At 65.3% G+C, this 16747-nt stretch carries 23 protein-coding genes; 14 read left to right on the top strand and 9 right to left on the bottom strand.

Translation table 11 applies throughout. The features are described 5' to 3' along the window. Positions 1-3 precede the first annotated feature (3 nt). From QA639_RS23510 to QA639_RS23490, 5 genes are all read left to right on the top strand, one after another. A complete protein-coding gene (locus tag QA639_RS23510; protein WP_198400081.1) occupies positions 4-180 on the top strand; it encodes a hypothetical protein in 177 nt (58 codons plus the stop codon). Continuing rightward, complete coding sequence (locus tag QA639_RS23505) at positions 181-423, top strand: hypothetical protein (RefSeq protein WP_028334066.1); 243 nt, start codon at positions 181-183, stop codon at positions 421-423. A gap of 17 nt (positions 424-440) precedes the next feature. Next, positions 441-1862, top strand: a complete 1422-nt coding sequence (gene lpdA / locus QA639_RS23500) for a dihydrolipoyl dehydrogenase (protein WP_283087501.1) — start codon at positions 441-443, stop codon at positions 1860-1862. Positions 1863-2008: 146 nt separating this feature from the next. Further along, complete coding sequence (locus tag QA639_RS23495; protein WP_028334068.1) at positions 2009-3250, top strand: threonine synthase; 1242 nt, start codon at positions 2009-2011, stop codon at positions 3248-3250. 79 nt (positions 3251-3329) lie between these two features. Then, entirely contained in the window at positions 3330-4298 is a 969-nt protein-coding gene (locus QA639_RS23490; RefSeq protein ID WP_283087500.1) for a tripartite tricarboxylate transporter substrate binding protein BugD, read from the top strand. 136 nt (positions 4299-4434) lie between these two features. On the opposite strand, the gene QA639_RS23485 is transcribed toward QA639_RS23490, so the two are convergent. Further along, positions 4435-6654 carry a lytic transglycosylase domain-containing protein gene (locus QA639_RS23485; RefSeq protein ID WP_283087499.1) on the bottom strand — a complete coding sequence of 740 codons (2220 nt, stop codon included), beginning with the start codon at positions 6652-6654 and terminating at the stop codon, positions 4435-4437. 23 nt (positions 6655-6677) lie between these two features. On the opposite strand from QA639_RS23485, the gene QA639_RS23480 reads away from it, so the two are divergent. Beyond that, on the top strand, positions 6678-7802 hold the full coding sequence (locus QA639_RS23480; RefSeq protein WP_283087498.1) for an SMP-30/gluconolactonase/LRE family protein: 1125 nt from the start codon (positions 6678-6680) through the stop codon (positions 7800-7802). A gap of 20 nt (positions 7803-7822) precedes the next feature. Here the strand turns inward: QA639_RS23480 and QA639_RS23475 are convergent, their stop codons facing one another. After that, positions 7823-8047, bottom strand: a complete 225-nt coding sequence (locus tag QA639_RS23475) for a hypothetical protein (protein WP_283087497.1) — start codon at positions 8045-8047, stop codon at positions 7823-7825. Positions 8048-8109: 62 nt separating this feature from the next. On the opposite strand from QA639_RS23475, the gene QA639_RS23470 reads away from it, so the two are divergent. Beyond that, on the top strand, positions 8110-8247 hold the full coding sequence (locus tag QA639_RS23470) for a hypothetical protein (protein WP_283087496.1): 138 nt from the start codon (positions 8110-8112) through the stop codon (positions 8245-8247). Positions 8248-8286: 39 nt separating this feature from the next. Here QA639_RS23470 and QA639_RS23465 read toward each other — a convergent pair whose 3' ends face one another. The 3 genes from QA639_RS23465 to dctP are packed head-to-tail and all read right to left on the bottom strand — an operon-like array spanning position 8287 to position 11215. Next, positions 8287-9645, bottom strand: coding sequence for a TRAP transporter large permease (locus QA639_RS23465; RefSeq protein ID WP_028334071.1), 1359 nt, complete (start codon positions 9643-9645; stop codon positions 8287-8289). Continuing rightward, positions 9642-10196 (bottom strand): TRAP transporter small permease, encoded by a 555-nt coding sequence (locus QA639_RS23460; protein WP_028334072.1) that lies wholly within the window; start codon positions 10194-10196, stop codon positions 9642-9644. The genes QA639_RS23465 and QA639_RS23460 overlap by 4 nt, the downstream gene beginning before the upstream one ends. After that, positions 10193-11215, bottom strand: a complete 1023-nt coding sequence (dctP, locus tag QA639_RS23455; protein WP_057016540.1) for a TRAP transporter substrate-binding protein DctP — start codon at positions 11213-11215, stop codon at positions 10193-10195. Before dctP ends, QA639_RS23460 begins: the two co-directional genes overlap by 4 nt. Before the next feature lie 371 nt (positions 11216-11586). On the opposite strand from dctP, the gene QA639_RS23450 reads away from it, so the two are divergent. Then, on the top strand, positions 11587-11820 hold the full coding sequence (locus QA639_RS23450) for a pentapeptide MXKDX repeat protein (protein WP_428841060.1): 234 nt from the start codon (positions 11587-11589) through the stop codon (positions 11818-11820). A gap of 57 nt (positions 11821-11877) precedes the next feature. Here the strand turns inward: QA639_RS23450 and QA639_RS23445 are convergent, their stop codons facing one another. After that, on the bottom strand, positions 11878-12234 hold the full coding sequence (locus tag QA639_RS23445) for a DUF6481 family protein (protein ID WP_050384537.1): 357 nt from the start codon (positions 12232-12234) through the stop codon (positions 11878-11880). Positions 12235-12445: 211 nt separating this feature from the next. Then, positions 12446-12670 carry a hypothetical protein gene (locus QA639_RS23440; protein WP_028331884.1) on the bottom strand — a complete coding sequence of 75 codons (225 nt, stop codon included), beginning with the start codon at positions 12668-12670 and terminating at the stop codon, positions 12446-12448. A gap of 188 nt (positions 12671-12858) precedes the next feature. Here QA639_RS23440 and QA639_RS23435 point away from each other — a divergent pair, with 188 nt between their 5' ends. Further along, complete coding sequence (locus QA639_RS23435; RefSeq protein ID WP_283087495.1) at positions 12859-13035, top strand: hypothetical protein; 177 nt, start codon at positions 12859-12861, stop codon at positions 13033-13035. Positions 13036-13175: 140 nt separating this feature from the next. Next, positions 13176-13451, top strand: coding sequence for a hypothetical protein (locus tag QA639_RS23430; RefSeq protein WP_050384538.1), 276 nt, complete (start codon positions 13176-13178; stop codon positions 13449-13451). A 14-nt stretch (positions 13452-13465) separates the two neighbouring features. Here the strand turns inward: QA639_RS23430 and QA639_RS23425 are convergent, their stop codons facing one another. Further along, a complete protein-coding gene (locus QA639_RS23425; protein ID WP_167350394.1) occupies positions 13466-13642 on the bottom strand; it encodes a hypothetical protein in 177 nt (58 codons plus the stop codon). 208 nt (positions 13643-13850) lie between these two features. On the opposite strand from QA639_RS23425, the gene QA639_RS23420 reads away from it, so the two are divergent. The 3 genes from QA639_RS23420 to QA639_RS23410 all read left to right on the top strand — a co-directional run bounded on the left by QA639_RS23420 (position 13851) and on the right by QA639_RS23410 (position 15769). Next, entirely contained in the window at positions 13851-14066 is a 216-nt protein-coding gene (locus QA639_RS23420; RefSeq protein WP_026192800.1) for a hypothetical protein, read from the top strand. A gap of 141 nt (positions 14067-14207) precedes the next feature. Further along, entirely contained in the window at positions 14208-15122 is a 915-nt protein-coding gene (locus tag QA639_RS23415; RefSeq protein WP_283087494.1) for a 2-dehydro-3-deoxygalactonokinase, read from the top strand. A gap of 11 nt (positions 15123-15133) precedes the next feature. Further along, the gene (locus tag QA639_RS23410; protein ID WP_283087493.1) at positions 15134-15769 is read left to right on the top strand and encodes a 2-dehydro-3-deoxy-6-phosphogalactonate aldolase; all 636 of its coding nucleotides are present in this window, start codon (positions 15134-15136) and stop codon (positions 15767-15769) included. Positions 15770-15785: 16 nt separating this feature from the next. On the opposite strand, the gene QA639_RS23405 is transcribed toward QA639_RS23410, so the two are convergent. Beyond that, on the bottom strand, positions 15786-16091 hold the full coding sequence (locus QA639_RS23405; protein WP_057016599.1) for a hypothetical protein: 306 nt from the start codon (positions 16089-16091) through the stop codon (positions 15786-15788). Between the two features lie 232 nt (positions 16092-16323). Here QA639_RS23405 and QA639_RS23400 point away from each other — a divergent pair, with 232 nt between their 5' ends. Beyond that, a complete protein-coding gene (locus QA639_RS23400) occupies positions 16324-16737 on the top strand; it encodes an SRPBCC family protein (protein WP_283087492.1) in 414 nt (137 codons plus the stop codon). The last annotated feature ends 10 nt before the right edge of the window (positions 16738-16747 follow it).

Here is a 16747-nt window from a genome sequence, read left to right as displayed (position 1 = left end):
GCCATGTACGCGATCGTCGGTCCGTACGTCCTGCTCGCCGCCGTCGCCGTCGCGTTGCTGGTCGCGGTCAACCGCGACCTGATATCGACGATCCAGTTCAGGATCATGATGATCGGCGCCGCGGTGCTGGCGCTGGCGTGGTCCGTGTTCCTCGGTGCGGTATGGCGGGAGTACGGATGAATGGCCGGCACGGCTCGCACGCGCTGGCCCTGGATCTCGCTGTTGCTGTCGGCCGCGCTGGTCTGCAATCCGGTCGGGTTCGATTTTCTGCACTCCGCGTTCTTCGCCGGCGAACAGCTGGCGCGGAACATCGCCCAGCCGATCGTGCTGACGGCCCTGGCCATCATGGCCCTGGTGATCGGGCTCGAATGGCTGGTCAGGTCATTGATCGCAAGAAGCCGCGCCCGCGGCGTCACACGTTGAGTTGAACGGGAGCCGCCATGGCCGACACATCCTTTGACGTCATCATCATCGGCTCCGGCCCCGGCGGCTACGTGACCGCGATCCGCGCGGCGCAGCTCGGTTTCAAGACCGCGATCGTCGAGAAATCCTATCTCGGCGGCATCTGCCTGAACTGGGGCTGCATCCCGACCAAGGCGCTGCTGCGCTCCGCCGAGATCTATCACTACATGCAGCACGCCAAGGATTACGGGCTGTCTGCCGACAACGTCTCGTTCGATCCGAAGGCCGTGGTGCAGCGCTCGCGCGGCGTCTCGAAGCGCCTCAATGACGGCGTCGGCTTCCTGATGAAGAAGAACAAGGTCACGGTGATCTGGGGCGAGGCCACGATCGACGCGCCCGGCAAGATCACGGTGAAGAAGTCGGCGGCCGAGGCGCCGAAGGGCGCCAGCGGCGAGGGCACCTATCAGGCCAAGCACATCATCATCGCGACCGGCGCGCGGCCGCGCGTGCTGCCCGGGCTCGAGCCCGACAAGAAGCTGATCTGGACCTATTTCGAGGCGATGGTGCCGGAGCGGATGCCGAAATCGCTGCTGGTGGTCGGCTCCGGCGCGATCGGCATCGAGTTCGCCTCGTTCTTCCACACCATGGGTGCCGACGTCACCGTGGTCGAGGTGCTGCCGCAGATTCTGCCGGTCGAGGACGCGGAGATTGCCGGGCTTGCGCGCAAACGCTTCGAGAAGATGGGTATCAAGATTCTCACCTCGACCAAGGTGACAAAACTCGAGAAGAAGGCCGATAGCGTGGTCGCGACCATCGACGACGGCAAGGAGAAGGCGCAGGCGGTCGAGTTCGAGCGGGTGATCTCGGCGGTCGGGGTGGTCGGCAATATCGAGAATCTCGGGCTGGAGAAGCTTGGCGTCAAAACCGACCGCGGCTGCATCGTGATCGACGGCCTCGGCAAGACCAACGTTCCGGGCATCTATGCGATCGGCGACGTCGCGGGGCCGCCGATGCTCGCGCACAAAGCCGAGCATGAGGGCGTGATCTGCATCGAAGCGATCAAGGGCCTGCATCCGCATCCGATGGACAAGCTGATGATCCCGGGCTGCACCTACTGCAATCCGCAGGTCGCCTCGGTCGGTTTGACTGAAGCCAAGGCCAAGGAAGGCGGCCGCGAGATCCGCGTCGGCCGCTTCCCGTTCGTCGGCAACGGCAAAGCGATCGCGCTCGGCGAGGATCAGGGCCTCGTCAAGGTGGTGTTCGACAAGAAGACCGGCCAGCTGCTCGGCGCGCACATGATCGGCGCTGAGGTCACCGAGTTGATCCAGGGCTATGTGGTGGCGATGAATCTGGAGACCACGGAAGAGGAACTGATGCACACCGTATTCCCGCATCCGACCTTGTCGGAAATGATGAAGGAAGCGGTGCTCGACGCCTATGGGCGCGTGCTGAATATCTGAGTGGCCGAATTCAGCTCGTCATGCGCGGGCTTGACCCGCGCATCCATCAAGCGAAAGCTTTTTTGCAGATGGATCGCCGGGTCAAGGCCGGCGATGACGAGCGGAAGGAGCCGTTGACGCAAGAAGCCTGAGAAAGAACAGAGCCAGTGAAAGACAACGACAACCTCACCATCGAACGCCCGACCTTTGTCACCCATCTCGAATGCGCGATGGAGGGCGATCACTATCCCGCGGACCAGGTGCACAACCTCTCCAAGGCCGGCAAGCCGCTGCTGGTGCGCTATGATCTCGCCGGGGTGAAGAAGGCGCTCACCAAGGATGCGCTGGCCGAGCGGCCCGCCGATCTGTGGCGCTACCGCGAGCTGCTGCCGGTGCGTAAATGCAAGGATATCGTCAGCCTCGGCGAGGTCACGACGCCGCTGATCCGGCTGCCGCGGCTCGGCGCAAAGCTTGGCGGCGGCGAGATCATCGTCAAGGACGAGGGGCGGCTGCCGACCGGCTCGTTCAAGGCACGCGGCCTGGTGATGGCGGTGTCGATGGGCAAGGCGCTCGGAATCAAGCACATGGCGATGCCGACCAACGGTAATGCCGGCGCGGCGCTGGCGGCCTACGCGACCTCCTGCGGCATCAAGACCACGATCTTCTGCCCGGCGGACACGCCGGAGGTGAATGTCAGCGAGATCGAGCTGCAGGGCGCCACCGTGTATCGCGTCAACGGCTATATCGACGACTGCGGCAAGATCGTCGGCGAGGGCAAGGCGAAGGTCGGCTGGTTCGACACCTCGACCCTGAAGGAGCCGTACCGGATCGAGGGCAAGAAGACGATGGGGCTCGAACTCGCCGAGCAGCTCGGCTGGGACGTGCCCGACGTGATCTTCTATCCGACCGGCGGCGGCACCGGCCTGATCGGCATGTGGAAGGCGTTCGACGAGCTCGAGAAGATCGGCTTCATCGGAAGCAAGCGCCCGCGCATGGTCGCGGTGCAGGCCTCCGGCTGCGCGCCGATGGTGCGGGCCTATGAGGCCGGCACCGAGCACGCCGCGCGCTGGGAGGACGCCCACACCATCGCTTCGGGCATCCGCGTGCCGCAGGCGATCGGCGACTTCCTCATCCTGCGCGCGGTGCGCGAGAGCAAGGGCTTTGCGATCGCCGTCGACGACGACAAGATCAGCGCCGCCCTCAACGAGGTCGCGCGCGAGGAGGGTCTGTTGCTGTGCCCCGAGGGCGCCGCGACCTATGCCGCCTACAAGGAGAGCCTCGCCGACGGCCGCGTCAGCAAGACGGACCGCGTGATGCTGTTCAACTGCGCCAGCGGCCTGAAATACCCGCTGCCGCCGATCACCCGCACGCTCGACCGGCACAAGCCGATCGACTTCTCGCAGTTCTGACGCCTCATCCGAAGGGCCATCTTGTCGAGAGGTGGCCCTTCAAAAATAATTGGAAACAAGAAAATTGAGGGAGAGCGTGATGCGGAAGCTGGTTCTGGCCGTGTTGGCGATGTTGGCGTTAACGGGGACCGCTTCCGCGGAAACCTATCCCGCGCACCCGATCACCATCGTGGTGCCGTTTGCTGCCGGCGGCCCCTCGGATGCGATGGCACGCATCCTCGGCGAGCGCATGAAGCAGTCGCTGGGCGAGGTGTTGCTGATCGAGAACGTGACCGGTGCGGGCGGCTCGATCGGCGTCGGCCGTGCGGTGCGCTCGGCGCCCGACGGCTACACCATCTCGTTCGGCCATCTCGGCACCCATGTCGCGAATGGCGCGATCTACAAGCTCGGCTACGACCTCGTCACCGATCTCGAGCCGGTGGTGCTGCTGCCGAGCAACCCGATGATCATCGTCAGCAAGAACGCGGTGCCGGCGAAATCGCTGAAGGAATTGCTCGAGTGGCTGAAGTCGCGGCCGGCGCCGCCAACCGCGGGCACAGCCGGCGCCGGCAGCGGCAGCCATATCGCCGGGCTCTATTTCGAGAACGTCTCCGGCATCAAGCTGCAATATGTGCCGTATCGCGGCACCGGCCCGGCGCTGAACGACCTCGTCGCCGGTCAGATCGACATCATCGTCGACCAGACCTCGAACTCGATCAACCAGGTCCGCGCCGGCAATATCCGCGCCTATGCGGTCACCGATTCCAAGCGGGTCGCGAATGCGCCCGACGTCCCGACGGTCGACGAGGCCGGCCTGCCGGGCTTCCACATGACGCTGTGGTCTGGCCTCTGGGTGCCAAAGGGTACCCCGAAGGAGATCGTGGCCAAGCTCAACGCCGCTGCGGTCGAGGCGATGGCCGATCCGGCTGTGCAGAAGCAGCTCGAAAACCTCGGCTTGCAGATGCCGCCGAAGGATCAGCTCACGCCGGAAGCGCTCGGCGCCTGGCAGAAGGCGGAAATCGCGAAGTGGTGGCCGATGATCAAGGCGGCCAATGTGAAGGTGGATTGAAGGCGCAACGTCGTCCCGGCGAAGGCCGGGACCCATTACCCCAAATGTCGGTTGCGGCGCGACGCTGGGGCCACGTTCCCGATCACAATCAAACGCGGTGGCTATGGGTCCCGGCCTTCGCCGGGACGACAGCGTCTTACTGCGACGGCATTGCCTCAGCCGGCGCCGCGTTGCTCTCCTGCGTCACGGCGCGCTCGCCGTTCTTGGCCACCGCCGTGCCGGCATCCTCGAACCGCGCCTGGTAGACCGCGAAATTCTCCATCACGCGCTGGACGTAGTTGCGCGTCTCGGAGATCGGGATCCGCTCTACCCAGTCGACCGGATCGACCTTGGGATCGCGCGGGTCGCCATAGGCCTTGATCCAGTCGCGGACGCGGCCGCGGCCGGCGTTGTAGCCGGCAAAGGTCATGATGTGGCAGTTGCGATATTCCGACAGCAAAGCGCTGAGCTCGGCTGCGCCCATCTGGGTGTTGTAGACGGGATCGGACACCATCCGGCTCCAGTCATAGCTGACGCCGAAGCGCTTGGCGGTGTCACGACCGGCTTCCGGCGTCACCTGCATCAGGCCGACGGCGTTGGCCGCCGACTTGTCGCGCTGGTCGAACGCGCTTTCGGTCCGCGCGATCGAGTAGGTCATGCTGCGCCCGATATCGGGCGCGATCGGCGTGTGCTTGGGAATGCCGATCACCGGGAAGGCGTAATGGTCGAAGGCAAAGCCGCGCGCGAGTGCGATCTTGCCGATCTGCAGCATGGCGCGGGCATCGTTGCGGCGGCCGGTCAGCTCGCCGAGCGCCTCGAGCATTCCGACATCGGTGCTTTCCTCGGCGAGGTCGGCTACGAAATAGAGCACGACGTCGGGCTCGCCGATCGCATAGAGCATATCGGCGGCGCGGACCCGCTCGTCGGCCGCCATGCTGCCGGCGCTGGCCGCCGGCGAGGGCGCGCGCAGCTCGACGCCACCATCACGGCCGAGCCTGGCCAGCGCGAGCTGACCGTAATAGGCCGTCGGGTAGCGCGCGGCGGCTTGGTAGTCGGCCCGCATCGCCGCGGAATTGCCGAGTGCCTCGGCGGCGCGACCACGCCAATAGGCGGCGCGCGCCAGCACGGTCGGATTGGTCTGGCCCTCGTCGATATGCGCGAAGTGCGCCGCGGCGGTCTTGGCGTCGTTGAGATAACGCAGCGCGATCCAGCCGCGCATGAAGTGCATGTCGGAGCGGTAATAAGGATTGTCCGGCGCCGCCGCGGGCCGGATCACGTCATAGGCCGCCTGGTACTCGCCCTGGTCGAGCAGCTTGCGGGAGAGGATGCGGCGCTCGCGCCACCACTGGTCGGTGTCCTGCTGCGCCATCGTCTCGGGCTCAGCCGCGATCGTCACGCGCGCGGCTTCGTCGACCTTGTTCTTCGCAAGCAGCCACTGAATTCGGCACAGCGTGTAGCCGAGATCGCGGCGGGCATCGGCCGGCACATCGTTGAGTGTGTCCTCTGCCTTGCTGGATTGTCCGCGGACCGCGCCGCAGGCTTTCACGATCGCCAGATCGTCGCTGCCGAGCCGCTGTGCCGCGCGCTTCGCGCCGGCGAGATCCTTGGCGCCGATCCGCTTGTCCATGCGCGCGCGATGGTCGTCCCGCGTCAGCAGGTCCTTGAAGGCATCATAGGCGTCGCTCTCGGTGCGATCGGACAGTTCCTCCGAGCGCCAGGCTTCGCGCACCAGCCGGGTGGCGCCGTCGCGGTCGCCTTCGGCCAGCAGCGTGCGGGCGAGCGCGAACTTGCCCTTTGCGCTGATCGGCTGATCGAGGGTGAAGCCGTGCACCGTGGCCGGATCGCTGCGCTCCTGCCAGATCCGCGCTTCGGCGCGCTTGCGCAGCAGCGTGACGCTCGGCCAATCCGGATTGGCCGTCACGAATGCCGCGTAGCGGCTGAATGGCGCACTCGATTCCGAGTGGCGCAGCAGATACCACTCGACGAGTTTTCGCCCGACCGGGTCGGTGATTCTGGCCTGGATATCGGTCGCGTCGCTGGTCCTGCCTCTGCGCGCGGCAAGGATCGCGTCCCTGATCGTGGCGAGATCGCCCGACAATTGCGGCCCGGCGGATTTCTCCGGCTCGGGCGCCTTCTCAGCGGATTTGAAAGGAGCGGATTTGGCCTTTGCGGATTTTCGTTTATCGGCGCCATGTCTGGCGTGCCGCCGCTTGCCGGAGGCACTCTCGCGCGCGGCCTTGGCGCCATGCGCCTTCTTGTCCCCGTGGCCGCTCTTGGCCTGGTGCTGATGATGGGGCTTGGCGGTCGCCTGGACCGGAAGCAGCGCGAGCGCGGCGGCGGTGGCGAAGCACGCCAGCGGACGTAGGCAACGGTTCATTCCCTGGTCCCCCCTGAGAAACCATGAGGCACAACAGAACGCGTCATACGGCGGCACAACCGCCGCAGATTATCACTACCCTCGATTCTCGAGTCTTAATGCAGCTGCAACTCAACAGGGAAAACGCGGCGAAATATGGAATATGGCGTGTGGAACCCGCGGGAACCGGGATTTTCGTGGGTGAAAACGGACAGGCAGCACTGTGCTTTGACCGGTTCCGCGTGAGTTGTATCGTCATAGCGAGCAAGCGTGGGGCTGCCGATGTCACTGCCACGTCACTTTTCGCCGGCCGGTGCGCCATGACCGCTCGCCTCAGAACCATCCTCGACGGCGGCCGCTATTTCGAAGGCCCGCGCTGGCATCGCGGGCGGCTCTGGTTCGTCGATTGCATGGCGCGGACGCTTCTGAGCATCAGCCCGTCGGGCGAGTTGCAGGAGCATGCTGCGCTGACCGACGACACGCCGTGCGGGCTCGGCGTACTGCCTGATGGCGACATCGTTGTGCTGACGATGTTCAGGAAGCGGCTGCTGCGGTTTTCCGATGGAGCGCTGTCGCTCTATGCGGATCTCTCCGAGGTCGCGACCGGCACGATCGACGACATGATCGTCGACGGGCAGGGACGCGCCTATGTCGGCGATCTCGGCTTCAACCTGCCGCCGCCGGAGCGCCGCGGTGCCGTCGGTCGCATCATCCTCGTGACGCCCGACGGCAGTGCGCGCGTCGTAGCGGAAGGCTTGCGCTTTCCCAACGGCATTGCCGTCTCCTCCGACCATCTCAGGCTCGTCGTTGCCGAAATGGACGGCGCAGGTCTCGCCGATTACGACATCGCGCCGGACGGCGGCCTGAGCCTGCGCGGGCGGTTCGGCAGCATCAACGATCCCGACGGCATCTGCCTCGATGCCGACGGGGCGACCTGGGTCGCGTCTTTCACTGAAGATGCTTTTGTCCGGATCGATCGCACCGGTGTGGAATGTGAGCGCATCAAGATGCCCGGCCGCCGCGCGCTTGCCTGCGCGCTCGGTGGCGCGGACCGCAGGATGCTGTTCTGCCTGAGCGCGGAAACGTCCTACGAAGAGCTACGCAAGGGCAGGTCCACGTCGCGGATCGATGTGGTCGAGGTCGACACGCCGGGTGATGGCTATCCCTGAGCCGCGACCGCAGGCGCGTCTCACCTCTTCTTTTTCTTCTCTTTCTTCTTCAGGATGTCGGCCTGGCTCCTGAAGGCGCGGGCGAGGGAGCGCATCTGGTTGGCGACAATTGCGTCGGCCGTCGTCAATGCAACCCGCTCCGCGGTCTGCGCCTGCTTGCGAATTGCCTTGGCCATTTTCATGAAGGAACCAATCGTGCCGCGTCGTGCTGGTTCCTTGCACGAGCGACCGCGGCTTGACGGCATCTCGGTGACTTGAATTTCGTTCTTGTTTCGTTCATATTGGCGCGCTCCGGGGGAGTGCCGCCATGGACGCCGAGCGAGACCGCGAAATCATCAGGCTGTGGAACGAGCTACGCCGGCTGCAGCGCGAGGGGCATCCGACGGCGGTGCTGGTCCGCCGGATCGAGAAGGCGCTCGCGGAACGCGATCAGGAGGCCGCCTGAAACTCCGGTCTTGCCGCGTCCCCTCTGCGCGAAAACGGTCTAGCGCCCGCCGTCTGGCCCCATGATTAGATTCGGCAGCCAGGTCGAGATCTCCGGAAAGAAGCAGAGCAACAGCACTGCGAACATCATCAGCAGCACGAACGGCAGCGTGCCCCAGATCACCTCGCTCAAGGGAATGTCGGGCGCGACGTTGCGGATGACGAAGATGTTGAGCCCGACCGGCGGATGGATCAGGCCCATCTCCATCACGATGGTCATGACGACGCCGAACCAGATGATGTCGAACTCGGCCGCGCGCAGCGGCGGCAGGATGATCGGCGCGGTCATCAGGATGATCGAGACCGGCGGCAGGAAGAAGCCGAGCACGATTACCATCACGAGGATCGAAAATAATAGCTCCCAGCGCGGCAGGTGCATGGCGACGATCGCTTCCGCCGCCGACTGCGAGATGTGCAGATAGCTCATCACATAGGAATAGAGCAGTGACATGCCGATGATCAGCATCAGCATGGTGGACTCGCGGATGGTCGATTTCAGGATCGGCGACAAGTCGCTGGGCGTCCACACGCTGTAGATCACGGCGATCAAGCCGAGCGCCAGGAGGCCGCCGAGGCCGGCGGTTTCCGATGGCGTGGCGTAGCCGCCGTACAGCGCGATCATCACGCCGGTCAGCAGCAGCACGAACGGGATCACGCGCGGCAGCGCGCTGAAGCGCTCGGCCATGGTGAATTCGTCATGCTGCAGGATCGCCGCATCCTTGCCGGTCGCGTCATAGACGGCGCGGGCCATGGCGTATTCCTTGCGGAAGCGGAACACGGCGTAGAGGCCGAACAGCGTCACCAGCAGCAGGCCGGGGCCGATGCCGGCGAGAAACAGCCGTCCCAGCGATTTCTCGGCTGCGACGGCGAACAGGATCATCGTGATCGAGGGCGGCAGCAGGATGCCGAGCGTGCCGCCGGCGGCGATGATCCCCGCGGCAAAGCCGCCGGAATAGCCGCGCTTGCGCATCTCCGGGATGCCGGCCGAACCGATCGCCGAGCAGGTCGCCGGCGAGGAGCCGGCCATCGCCGCGAACAGGGCGCAGGCGAACACATTGGCGACGCCGAGGCCGCCGGGCACGCGGTGCAGCCAGGCGTGCAGCGCCGAATAGAGATCCTGGCCGGCGCGCGATTTGCCGATCGCGGCGCCCTTCAGGATGAACAGCGGGATCGACAGCAGCGTGATCGAGGCCATCTCCTCGTAGACGTTCTGCGTCACCGTATCGAGCGAGGCGGCCGGCATGTAGATCGCCATGAACACGACCGCGACGGCACCGAGCGCGAACGCGATCGGCATGCCGGAGAACATCGCAAACAGGGTGGCAAGTCCGTAGGAGATACCAATACCAAACACGGTCATCGGCGCGCGCCACCCGTCAGCGGAATGATGATTTGCAGGAGGATCTGCACGCAGAGCAGCGTCATGCCCAACGCCATCAGCACGTAGGGGATGGCGAGCGGCGGCGACCACATCGAGTTGGACACCTGGCCGTCGACATAGGCTTCATGCGCCAGGGTCCAGGACTTCCAGGCGAAGAAGGCGCAGAACGCGAAGCTCGCGACATCGACCAGCCACAGCCTGATGGCGTTGGCGCGCGCCGAGAGCAGCCCGACGAACGCCTCGATGCTGACATGGCCGCGCTGGCTCTGCACATAGGCCGAGGTCATGAAGGTGGCGCCGACCAGGAGGAAGACGGCCGCCTCGTCCTGCCAGTAGTTCGGGCTGTGGAACAGGGCGCGGCCGAGCACGCTGTAGCTCAGGATCACGCAGGCCGCGACCAGGGCGAGCGAAGCGAACACCACGATGATGTTATTGCAGATCGACAGCGCGCGCCCAAGCAAGGCCACGGGCGTGTTGCCCGCGGCGCTGCTTGCGGTTTCGGCCTGATCCGTGACCGGACCATGCATCATGCGGCGACGTCGCTTGCGAGCTTCAGCAGGTTGGCGGCGGTGGCGGTCTTGGCGCCATAGTCCTTCCACGCGGTGTCGCGCGCGATGTCGCGCCATTTGCCGACGATGGTTGCATCGAGCGCGCTGACCTTGGCGCCGGCCTTCTCGTAGACCTTGGCGACTTCGGTATCGTCGTCCTGCGCCCCCTTGCGGCCGAACGCCTCGAGCTCGGTGCCGACGGCGAGGATGATGTCCTGCTGGTTCTTCGGCAGCTTGTCGAAGATCGCCTTCGACATCATCAGCGGCTCCAGCATGAACCAGTAGGAGGCGCCGGCGCCCGAGGTCAGCGACTTCGCGACCTCCTCGAGGCGGAACGAGATCAGGCTGGTGGAGGAGGTGATGCCGGCGTCGCAGGCGCCGGTCTGCATCGCGGCGTAAAGTTCGTTGGACGGCACCGACAGCACGGCGGCGCCGGCGGTCTGCAGCACCATGTCCATCTCGCGCGAGCCGCCGCGCACCTTGAGGCCCTTGGCATCTTCAGGCGCCACGATCGCCCTGGAGCGGCTGGCGACACCGCCGGCCTGCCAGACCCAGGAGATCAGCAGAATGCCCTTGTCGGCGAGGAAGTCGCTCAGCGCCTTGCCGACCGGCTCCTTTTTCCAGCGCAGGCCCTGATCGTAGGTGGTGACGAGGCCAGGCATCAGGCCGATATTGGTCTCCGGCAATTCGCCGCCGGCATAGGGCATCGGATACAGGCTGAGGTCGAGCGCCCCCTTGCGCATCGCCGAGAACTGCGCGTTGGTCTTGATCAGCGACGAGTTCGGGTAGACCTCGGCGGTCAGCTCGCCGCCCGAGCGCTTGGCGACCTCGGCCGCGAACATCCTGCACAGCCGGTCGCGGAAGTCGCCCTTGTCGATGGTGCCGCCGGGGAACTGGTGCGAGATTTTCAGCGTGGTCGCGGCATGCGCGGTCCCGATGCCCATCCGCAGGACGGCGGGTGCGGCGAGGGCGGAAGCGAGGACGTGGCGGCGTGTGAGCATTGTTCTCCCCTGAGAGCTTCTTGAGTGGCTGTTAGGCCGGCGCGGAGCTTTAGCTTAGCCGGTCTTCGCGTGAATATTCTCTAGTCTGATAGTTCGAGGCGCCCTGATAGTGCGAGCCGATACGCGGCTGCAAGTCCTGACATTAAAGTCCTGACATTCAAGTCCTGACGTTCAAGCCTTGCCGTTGCTGCGCCGCACACAGCCGTGCGCCGGCCCGCGTCGCTTTCAACCGTGGCGCGACCATCCGTCGGTGATCGCGCCGGGCCGCTTCAAGAATTTGTTATTGGAGGTAACGACGGCCGGCGCAAGTGCGTCGAGTAGAGAGCGGCAAGTCGTCGCGCTCACATTCGACCACACAAGGGATCATCACCATGACCACCAAGACCCGCCTCGGCCTTTCCGCCGCGCTGCTCTCGTTCAGCCTGACGCTGGCGCCCGCCGCCTTCGCTCAGGACAAGATGGGCAAGGATGACGCGATGAAGAAGGAAGACTCGATGTCCAAGGATGCCATGAAGAAGGACGGTGGCATGATGAAGAAGGACGATGCCATGAAGAAGGACGGCGGCGCGATGATGAAGAAAGACGACGGCATGAAGAAGAACTGAGTGCCGTCATCGCCCGCTGTGCGCAGGCCCGCCGCTCTGGCGGGCCTGGTTGTGCCTTTAGCGCTTCTTCTTGCCGCGCTCCTTGCGTGCCGCGTAGCGGGCATCGCGCTTGGCCTTCTGCTCGGCGAGTAGCGCCTCCTCGCGGGCGGCTTCCTCTTCCTTCTCGCGCGCAATGCGCGCGGCCTCGGCGGCTGCGGCCTCTTCCTCGCGGCGCTTCTGCTCGGCCTTTTCGGCCTCACGGGATTCCTTGGCCTTGGCGCGGCGGTCGGCGATCGCCGCGCGCTCCTCGGCACGTGCCTTCACAGCGGGATCGTCGGCTCCCGGCTGGGCGCGAAACTTGTTGAGGAGGTTTTGCCGCGCCTGCAGGGCCGCTTTCTGGCGGTCGGCAAAACCCGGTTCCTTGAAGCCACTCATAGAGGAAGCCTTGCTGCTTTCTGTTCGGGTGATGGATGGGGTTGGTTCGGCGTTTCAATAAGTGAATGGCGGCGAAATTGCCAGTGGCGAACGGAGGGCTGTGGAGCAAGGGAGATATGAGCCAGCGTCAAGCGGCCATCGTTCGCGCTCCGCGGGCGCGTGGTGAGTGGCTGGTCACCAAGGGCTGTTGAACCAAGGGCTGTTGAAAAGTTCAGCCGCGCTGGAGGTGCTCGCGTCGTCCGTTACCCAGGACTTTGGCGACCGTCTCGGCGGTCATCGCGCTCCGGTCCGAGGCGCGCTGGGCTTCCAGCCTGTCGCGCGCCTTTTCGGCGATCAGTAGGCTGATCAGCCGCTGCCTGCTGCTCTCATCGACAGCCTCCGAGAGCAACTGCCTGTAACGCTGATAGTCGTACGTCGTCGCTTCTTGTTCGCTCATCGGCACGCCCCGCACACGCGCTCCACTTCAGCGAGTAGTTTTTCGCGAGTCGCCCCTGGCTCGCAACGGAATTGCGGTGCCGACCGCCGCGGCCGTGCATTTCGTTGTGCGACTGTTGCAGAATTGATCGCACGCAACCATGCAAAGGGTCATGATGCGGACCGTGGCAACCGGGAACCGAAGCGGGCATGAGCGAATCCGACGACGGAGGCAGCAGAAGGGGCGCGCTGATCGGACTGCTGGTCGCAGCGGTCATGCTCGCGGTCGGCCTCTGGCTCGCGCATGACCTGACGGCGGCGAGCAAGATGCAGGACTGCCTGATGTCGGGCCGGACCAACTGTAATGTGATCGAGCCAACGCGCTGACGCCGTCTTGCGGCAGTGCAATATCGATCCCACATCAAGCGCAAAGACTCGGGCTGAACTGTTTGATCCCGGTTGTGATTCCGATCACACGCGGACAGGCGGGCTGCCTCGACTCCTGGAGATCGGCGGGAACCAAGGCCATGATGTCCAAGCTGTGGTCCGGAAAGGGCGCGGCGCTGGCTGCCGCAGGCGCGGCGGGTGCCGTTTTGGTGGCGTATCTATCCCTGACGCTGGCGTCGCCCGAGCCGGTGTCCAATGCGGCGCTCGGGCCGGAATGGCAATGCAGCCGGGTTGCCTTCGTGCTGACCACCTGCACCCGGGGGACCGAGGCGGAACGCGAGGCTGAGGCCAAGCCGGAGGGCGAGGTCAAGGCGATCCCGGTGCGGGCGAAGGACGACTGTCCGCCAGAACTCTAGCGCCGTATTTCAAGTCATTTCTTGGTGGTACCGCGCGGCTTGATCGACAGGCCGAGGCGCATGGCCATCTTCTTGATCCGCTCCGGCGAGCGGCCGGTCGCCTTCACGACCTCCTCCAGCGACTTCGAGGAGCGTGCCAGTTCCATCAGTCGTCGGTCCTCCTTGAACGACCACCGCGGCTTTCGGGCCATCTTGTTGGTTTCCTTGTGCATTGCTGGGCAACAAAGCCGCCAGGCGGGGTCGCCTGACGGCCTTGCCGGTGTGGGCCCGGACCTTGGGGAAATGTCCGGTGGATAAGCAATACTGCTTCCGAATAAGGCCGCAATTGAAACCGGAATTTAACCTAACCCATCAAGGTTACTTGCAACGTTACTTGGATACGGCGTGGCAGGAGGCCTTATGCGCAAGGTCGCCATTTTGAGTGCCGCAGCATTTTTACTGTCCGGTTGCTGGTCCGACCCGGAGGTTACGGGATCGACCAACAGCTGTGCGGCCAATCTTTACAGTCAGTACAATCCCAAGGTCATGGATCAGTGCGTCAACGCCTGCATCAAATGTGACCGCGGCAACGTGACCACCTGCACGACCTCCTGCACGCTGAAGGGCGCGCGGTAATCGATCCGCGCACCTGATGCCAGCGAGGCCTCGTGGCGACACGTCAGCGGGCCGCCTTGCGTGGCGCGATGATCGCCTTTATCGCGTCTGGGCAGCGGCGCCGTCGGCGCGCCGGACACTGAGAGCGTGGAACGGGGCGCGATGAGCGGGCTTTCCTATGTCGCGGTCGACTGGGGCACCAGCAGCTTCCGGCTCTGGCTGATGAGCGCCAGTGGCAAGGTGCTCGGTGAGCGCCGCAGCGATCAAGGCATGACCGCGGCCGCCAGGACCGGCTTTGCGGCCGTGCTGCAATCGCATCTCGATGCGCTGGGCGCGGCGGCCGACCTGCCGGTCGTGATTTGCGGCATGGCCGGCGCGCGGCAGGGCTGGGTCGAGGCCGGCTATATCGATACGCCGGCGCATCTGACGGACATCCTCAACGGCGCCGTCGTGGTCAGCGGGCAGGCGCGCGAGATCCTTATCCTGCCTGGGATCGCGCAGCGCGATGCCGCCGCGCCCGACGTCATGCGCGGCGAGGAGACCCAGCTGCTGGGTGCGCTCGGCTTGAACGCGCCAGGCGAGGCTCTCGTCTGCATGCCGGGAACGCATTCCAAATGGGTGAAGGTCCGCGGCGGAACGGTCGAGCGCTTTGCGACCTTCATGACCGGAGAGTTGTTCAGCGCGGTGGCGCGCGACACCATCCTGTCGCATGCCGTCGTCGGCGCTGAGGAAGCGGTTGATGGCGATGCGTTCCGCGCGGCTGTCGCGGCGGCATTCGCGGCTCCGGCGCTATCGGCCAATCTGCTGTTTCGCGTGCGGTCGCGGCAGCTGCTGTTCGGCGGCAGCGCACAGGCCGCGCGCGAGACGATCTCGGGCACGCTGATCGGCGTTGAGCTCGCGGCCGGCCTTGCGGAGCGGGAGCAGGGAGCGCCGGTTACGCTGATTGCCTCGGGCCGGTTGCAGCGGCTCTATCAGAGGGCGCTCGAAGCCCTTTCGATTCCGCTCAATGTCATCGATGCGGAGGAGGCGGTTCGCCGTGGCCTCGCCGGCGCAGCGGCGGCGATCTGGAAGAAGTGAGGGATCAGCGCATGAGTATTCCGTTTCCGCCGATGAAGCGGCCGCTGGTCGCGATCCTGCGCGGCGTCAAGCCGGACGAGGTCCCGGGCATCGTCAGCGCGCTGCTCGACGCCGGCATGACCGCGATCGAGATTCCGCTGAACTCGCCCGAGCCGTTCCGCTCGATCGAGATTGCGGCGAAGCGCGCGCCGGCCGATGTTCTGATCGGCGCCGGCACGGTGCTGACCGCAGCAGACGTCGATCGCCTGCACGACGTCGGCGGCCGCCTCATGGTGTCGCCGAATGTCGATGTCGAGGTGCTGGCGCGTGCGTGGGACCACGCGATGATCACGATGCCCGGCGTGTTCTCGCCGACGGAAGCGCTGCTCGCCGTGCGCGCGGGGGCGTCGAGCCTGAAATTCTTTCCGGCCAGCGTGCTCGGTGCCGCCGGCATCACCGCGATCCGCGCCGTGCTGCCGCCGGATGTGATGATCGCCGCGGTCGGCGGCGTCTCGGACCAGAATTTCGCCGAGTATGTGAAGGCGGGCATTCGCGCCTTCGGTCTCGGCAGCAGCCTCTACAAGCCGGGCATGACGGCCGCGGATATTGCGATCAGGGCAAGGGTGACGATCGAGGCGTATGACAGGGCCGTGGCGGGCGCCGGCTAGACCCAAAGCAAGTGCGCTAATCGTCCCGCCTGCCGCCGTCGATCACCCTGAACAGCGGGGCCGCCTCGCGCGGATTCTCGAGCAGCTCTTCGACCATGGCGATCGCGGCCGCGACGTATTTGCCGGTCGCGGCGTCCAGCGGACGCTCGGCTTCGTCCGAGAGCGCGAGCCTTGCGCCTTCGAGCAGCTTGCGGGTGCGGACGGCGGACTCATCGCCCGCGGTGAGGGCGGCGCGCGCGATCGATCGCAGCACGAACAATTCGCCCTCCAGCCGCAGCAGGCGGTCGTTCAGCTTGCTCAGGACGGTGTTCAGGTTCCGCATGACGCACTCTCCGGGCATTGGACCCGTCTTCCATACACGGTCATTCCTGACGAAATTCTTGTGACGACCACGCACCATTTGGTTGGTTGAATGGCGTCCCGGATCTCCTCATGTTCCCGGCGGCCCGGGCATTGCCATTTGACGAAGGCGTCGATGGCCCTAATAGAATGGCCGCGGTCCGGCGCCGCCCGGGAGGCGCGTCAGCTTCACCCATCACGACGAGGGAATAGATATGAGGATTGCCGTCGAAACGACCGTTGCCGCGCCGATCGCGGATGTCTGGCGCGCCTACACGACGCCCGACGACATCAAGCAGTGGAACGCGGCTTCCGACGATTGGCACACGACCGCCGCGACCGTCGACCTGCGCACCGGCGGCGCCTTCTCGTCGCGGATGGAAGCCAAGGACGGCAGCATGGGGTTCGATTTCGCCGGCACCTACACCAGGGTCGAGGAGCCCCGGCTGCTCGAATATTCGTTCGGCGATCGCAGCGCGCAGGTCGCATTCACGCCGGAGAGCGGCGGCGTCAAGGTGCAGGTCAGCTTCGACAGCGAGGATACCCATTCGGTCGAGCAGCAACGCGGCGGCTGGCAGGCGATCCTGGATAACTTCAAGCGTTACGTCGAAGCAAAGCGGGGGTCCTGATCCGGCGACT

The organism is Bradyrhizobium pachyrhizi, from assembly GCF_029714545.1.
GTDB classification, from domain to species: Bacteria; Pseudomonadota; Alphaproteobacteria; order Rhizobiales; family Xanthobacteraceae; genus Bradyrhizobium; species Bradyrhizobium pachyrhizi.
This window is presented reverse-complemented; position numbering and strand designations above follow the sequence as displayed.

Excerpts from the sequence above, each read along its gene's own strand:
- QA639_RS23490 (WP_283087500.1), top strand. The coding sequence starts at position 3,330 with ATGCGGAAGCTGGTTCTGGCCGTGTTGGCGATGTTGGCGTTAACGGGG.
- QA639_RS23505 (WP_028334066.1), top strand. The coding sequence starts at position 181 with ATGGCCGGCACGGCTCGCACGCGCTGGCCCTGGATCTCGCTGTTGCTG.
- QA639_RS23410 (WP_283087493.1), top strand. The coding sequence starts at position 15,134 with ATGAGTATTCCGTTTCCGCCGATGAAGCGGCCGCTGGTCGCGATCCTG.
- QA639_RS23435 (WP_283087495.1), top strand. The coding sequence starts at position 12,859 with ATGAGCGAATCCGACGACGGAGGCAGCAGAAGGGGCGCGCTGATCGGA.
- QA639_RS23400 (WP_283087492.1), top strand. The coding sequence starts at position 16,324 with ATGAGGATTGCCGTCGAAACGACCGTTGCCGCGCCGATCGCGGATGTC.
- QA639_RS23460 (WP_028334072.1), bottom strand. The coding sequence starts at position 10,196 with ATGATGCATGGTCCGGTCACGGATCAGGCCGAAACCGCAAGCAGCGCC.
- dctP (WP_057016540.1), bottom strand. The coding sequence starts at position 11,215 with ATGCTCACACGCCGCCACGTCCTCGCTTCCGCCCTCGCCGCACCCGCC.
- QA639_RS23470 (WP_283087496.1), top strand. The coding sequence starts at position 8,110 with ATGGACGCCGAGCGAGACCGCGAAATCATCAGGCTGTGGAACGAGCTA.
- QA639_RS23445 (WP_050384537.1), bottom strand. The coding sequence starts at position 12,234 with ATGAGTGGCTTCAAGGAACCGGGTTTTGCCGACCGCCAGAAAGCGGCC.
- lpdA (WP_283087501.1), top strand. The coding sequence starts at position 441 with ATGGCCGACACATCCTTTGACGTCATCATCATCGGCTCCGGCCCCGGC.
- QA639_RS23405 (WP_057016599.1), bottom strand. The coding sequence starts at position 16,091 with ATGCGGAACCTGAACACCGTCCTGAGCAAGCTGAACGACCGCCTGCTG.
- QA639_RS23420 (WP_026192800.1), top strand. The coding sequence starts at position 13,851 with ATGCGCAAGGTCGCCATTTTGAGTGCCGCAGCATTTTTACTGTCCGGT.
- QA639_RS23430 (WP_050384538.1), top strand. The coding sequence starts at position 13,176 with ATGATGTCCAAGCTGTGGTCCGGAAAGGGCGCGGCGCTGGCTGCCGCA.
- QA639_RS23450 (WP_428841060.1), top strand. The coding sequence starts at position 11,587 with ATGACCACCAAGACCCGCCTCGGCCTTTCCGCCGCGCTGCTCTCGTTC.
- QA639_RS23510 (WP_198400081.1), top strand. The coding sequence starts at position 4 with ATGTACGCGATCGTCGGTCCGTACGTCCTGCTCGCCGCCGTCGCCGTC.
- QA639_RS23480 (WP_283087498.1), top strand. The coding sequence starts at position 6,678 with ATGAGGCACAACAGAACGCGTCATACGGCGGCACAACCGCCGCAGATT.
- QA639_RS23465 (WP_028334071.1), bottom strand. The coding sequence starts at position 9,645 with ATGACCGTGTTTGGTATTGGTATCTCCTACGGACTTGCCACCCTGTTT.
- QA639_RS23485 (WP_283087499.1), bottom strand. The coding sequence starts at position 6,654 with ATGAACCGTTGCCTACGTCCGCTGGCGTGCTTCGCCACCGCCGCCGCG.
- QA639_RS23425 (WP_167350394.1), bottom strand. The coding sequence starts at position 13,642 with ATGGCCCGAAAGCCGCGGTGGTCGTTCAAGGAGGACCGACGACTGATG.
- QA639_RS23440 (WP_028331884.1), bottom strand. The coding sequence starts at position 12,670 with ATGAGCGAACAAGAAGCGACGACGTACGACTATCAGCGTTACAGGCAG.
- QA639_RS23415 (WP_283087494.1), top strand. The coding sequence starts at position 14,208 with ATGAGCGGGCTTTCCTATGTCGCGGTCGACTGGGGCACCAGCAGCTTC.
- QA639_RS23475 (WP_283087497.1), bottom strand. The coding sequence starts at position 8,047 with ATGCCGTCAAGCCGCGGTCGCTCGTGCAAGGAACCAGCACGACGCGGC.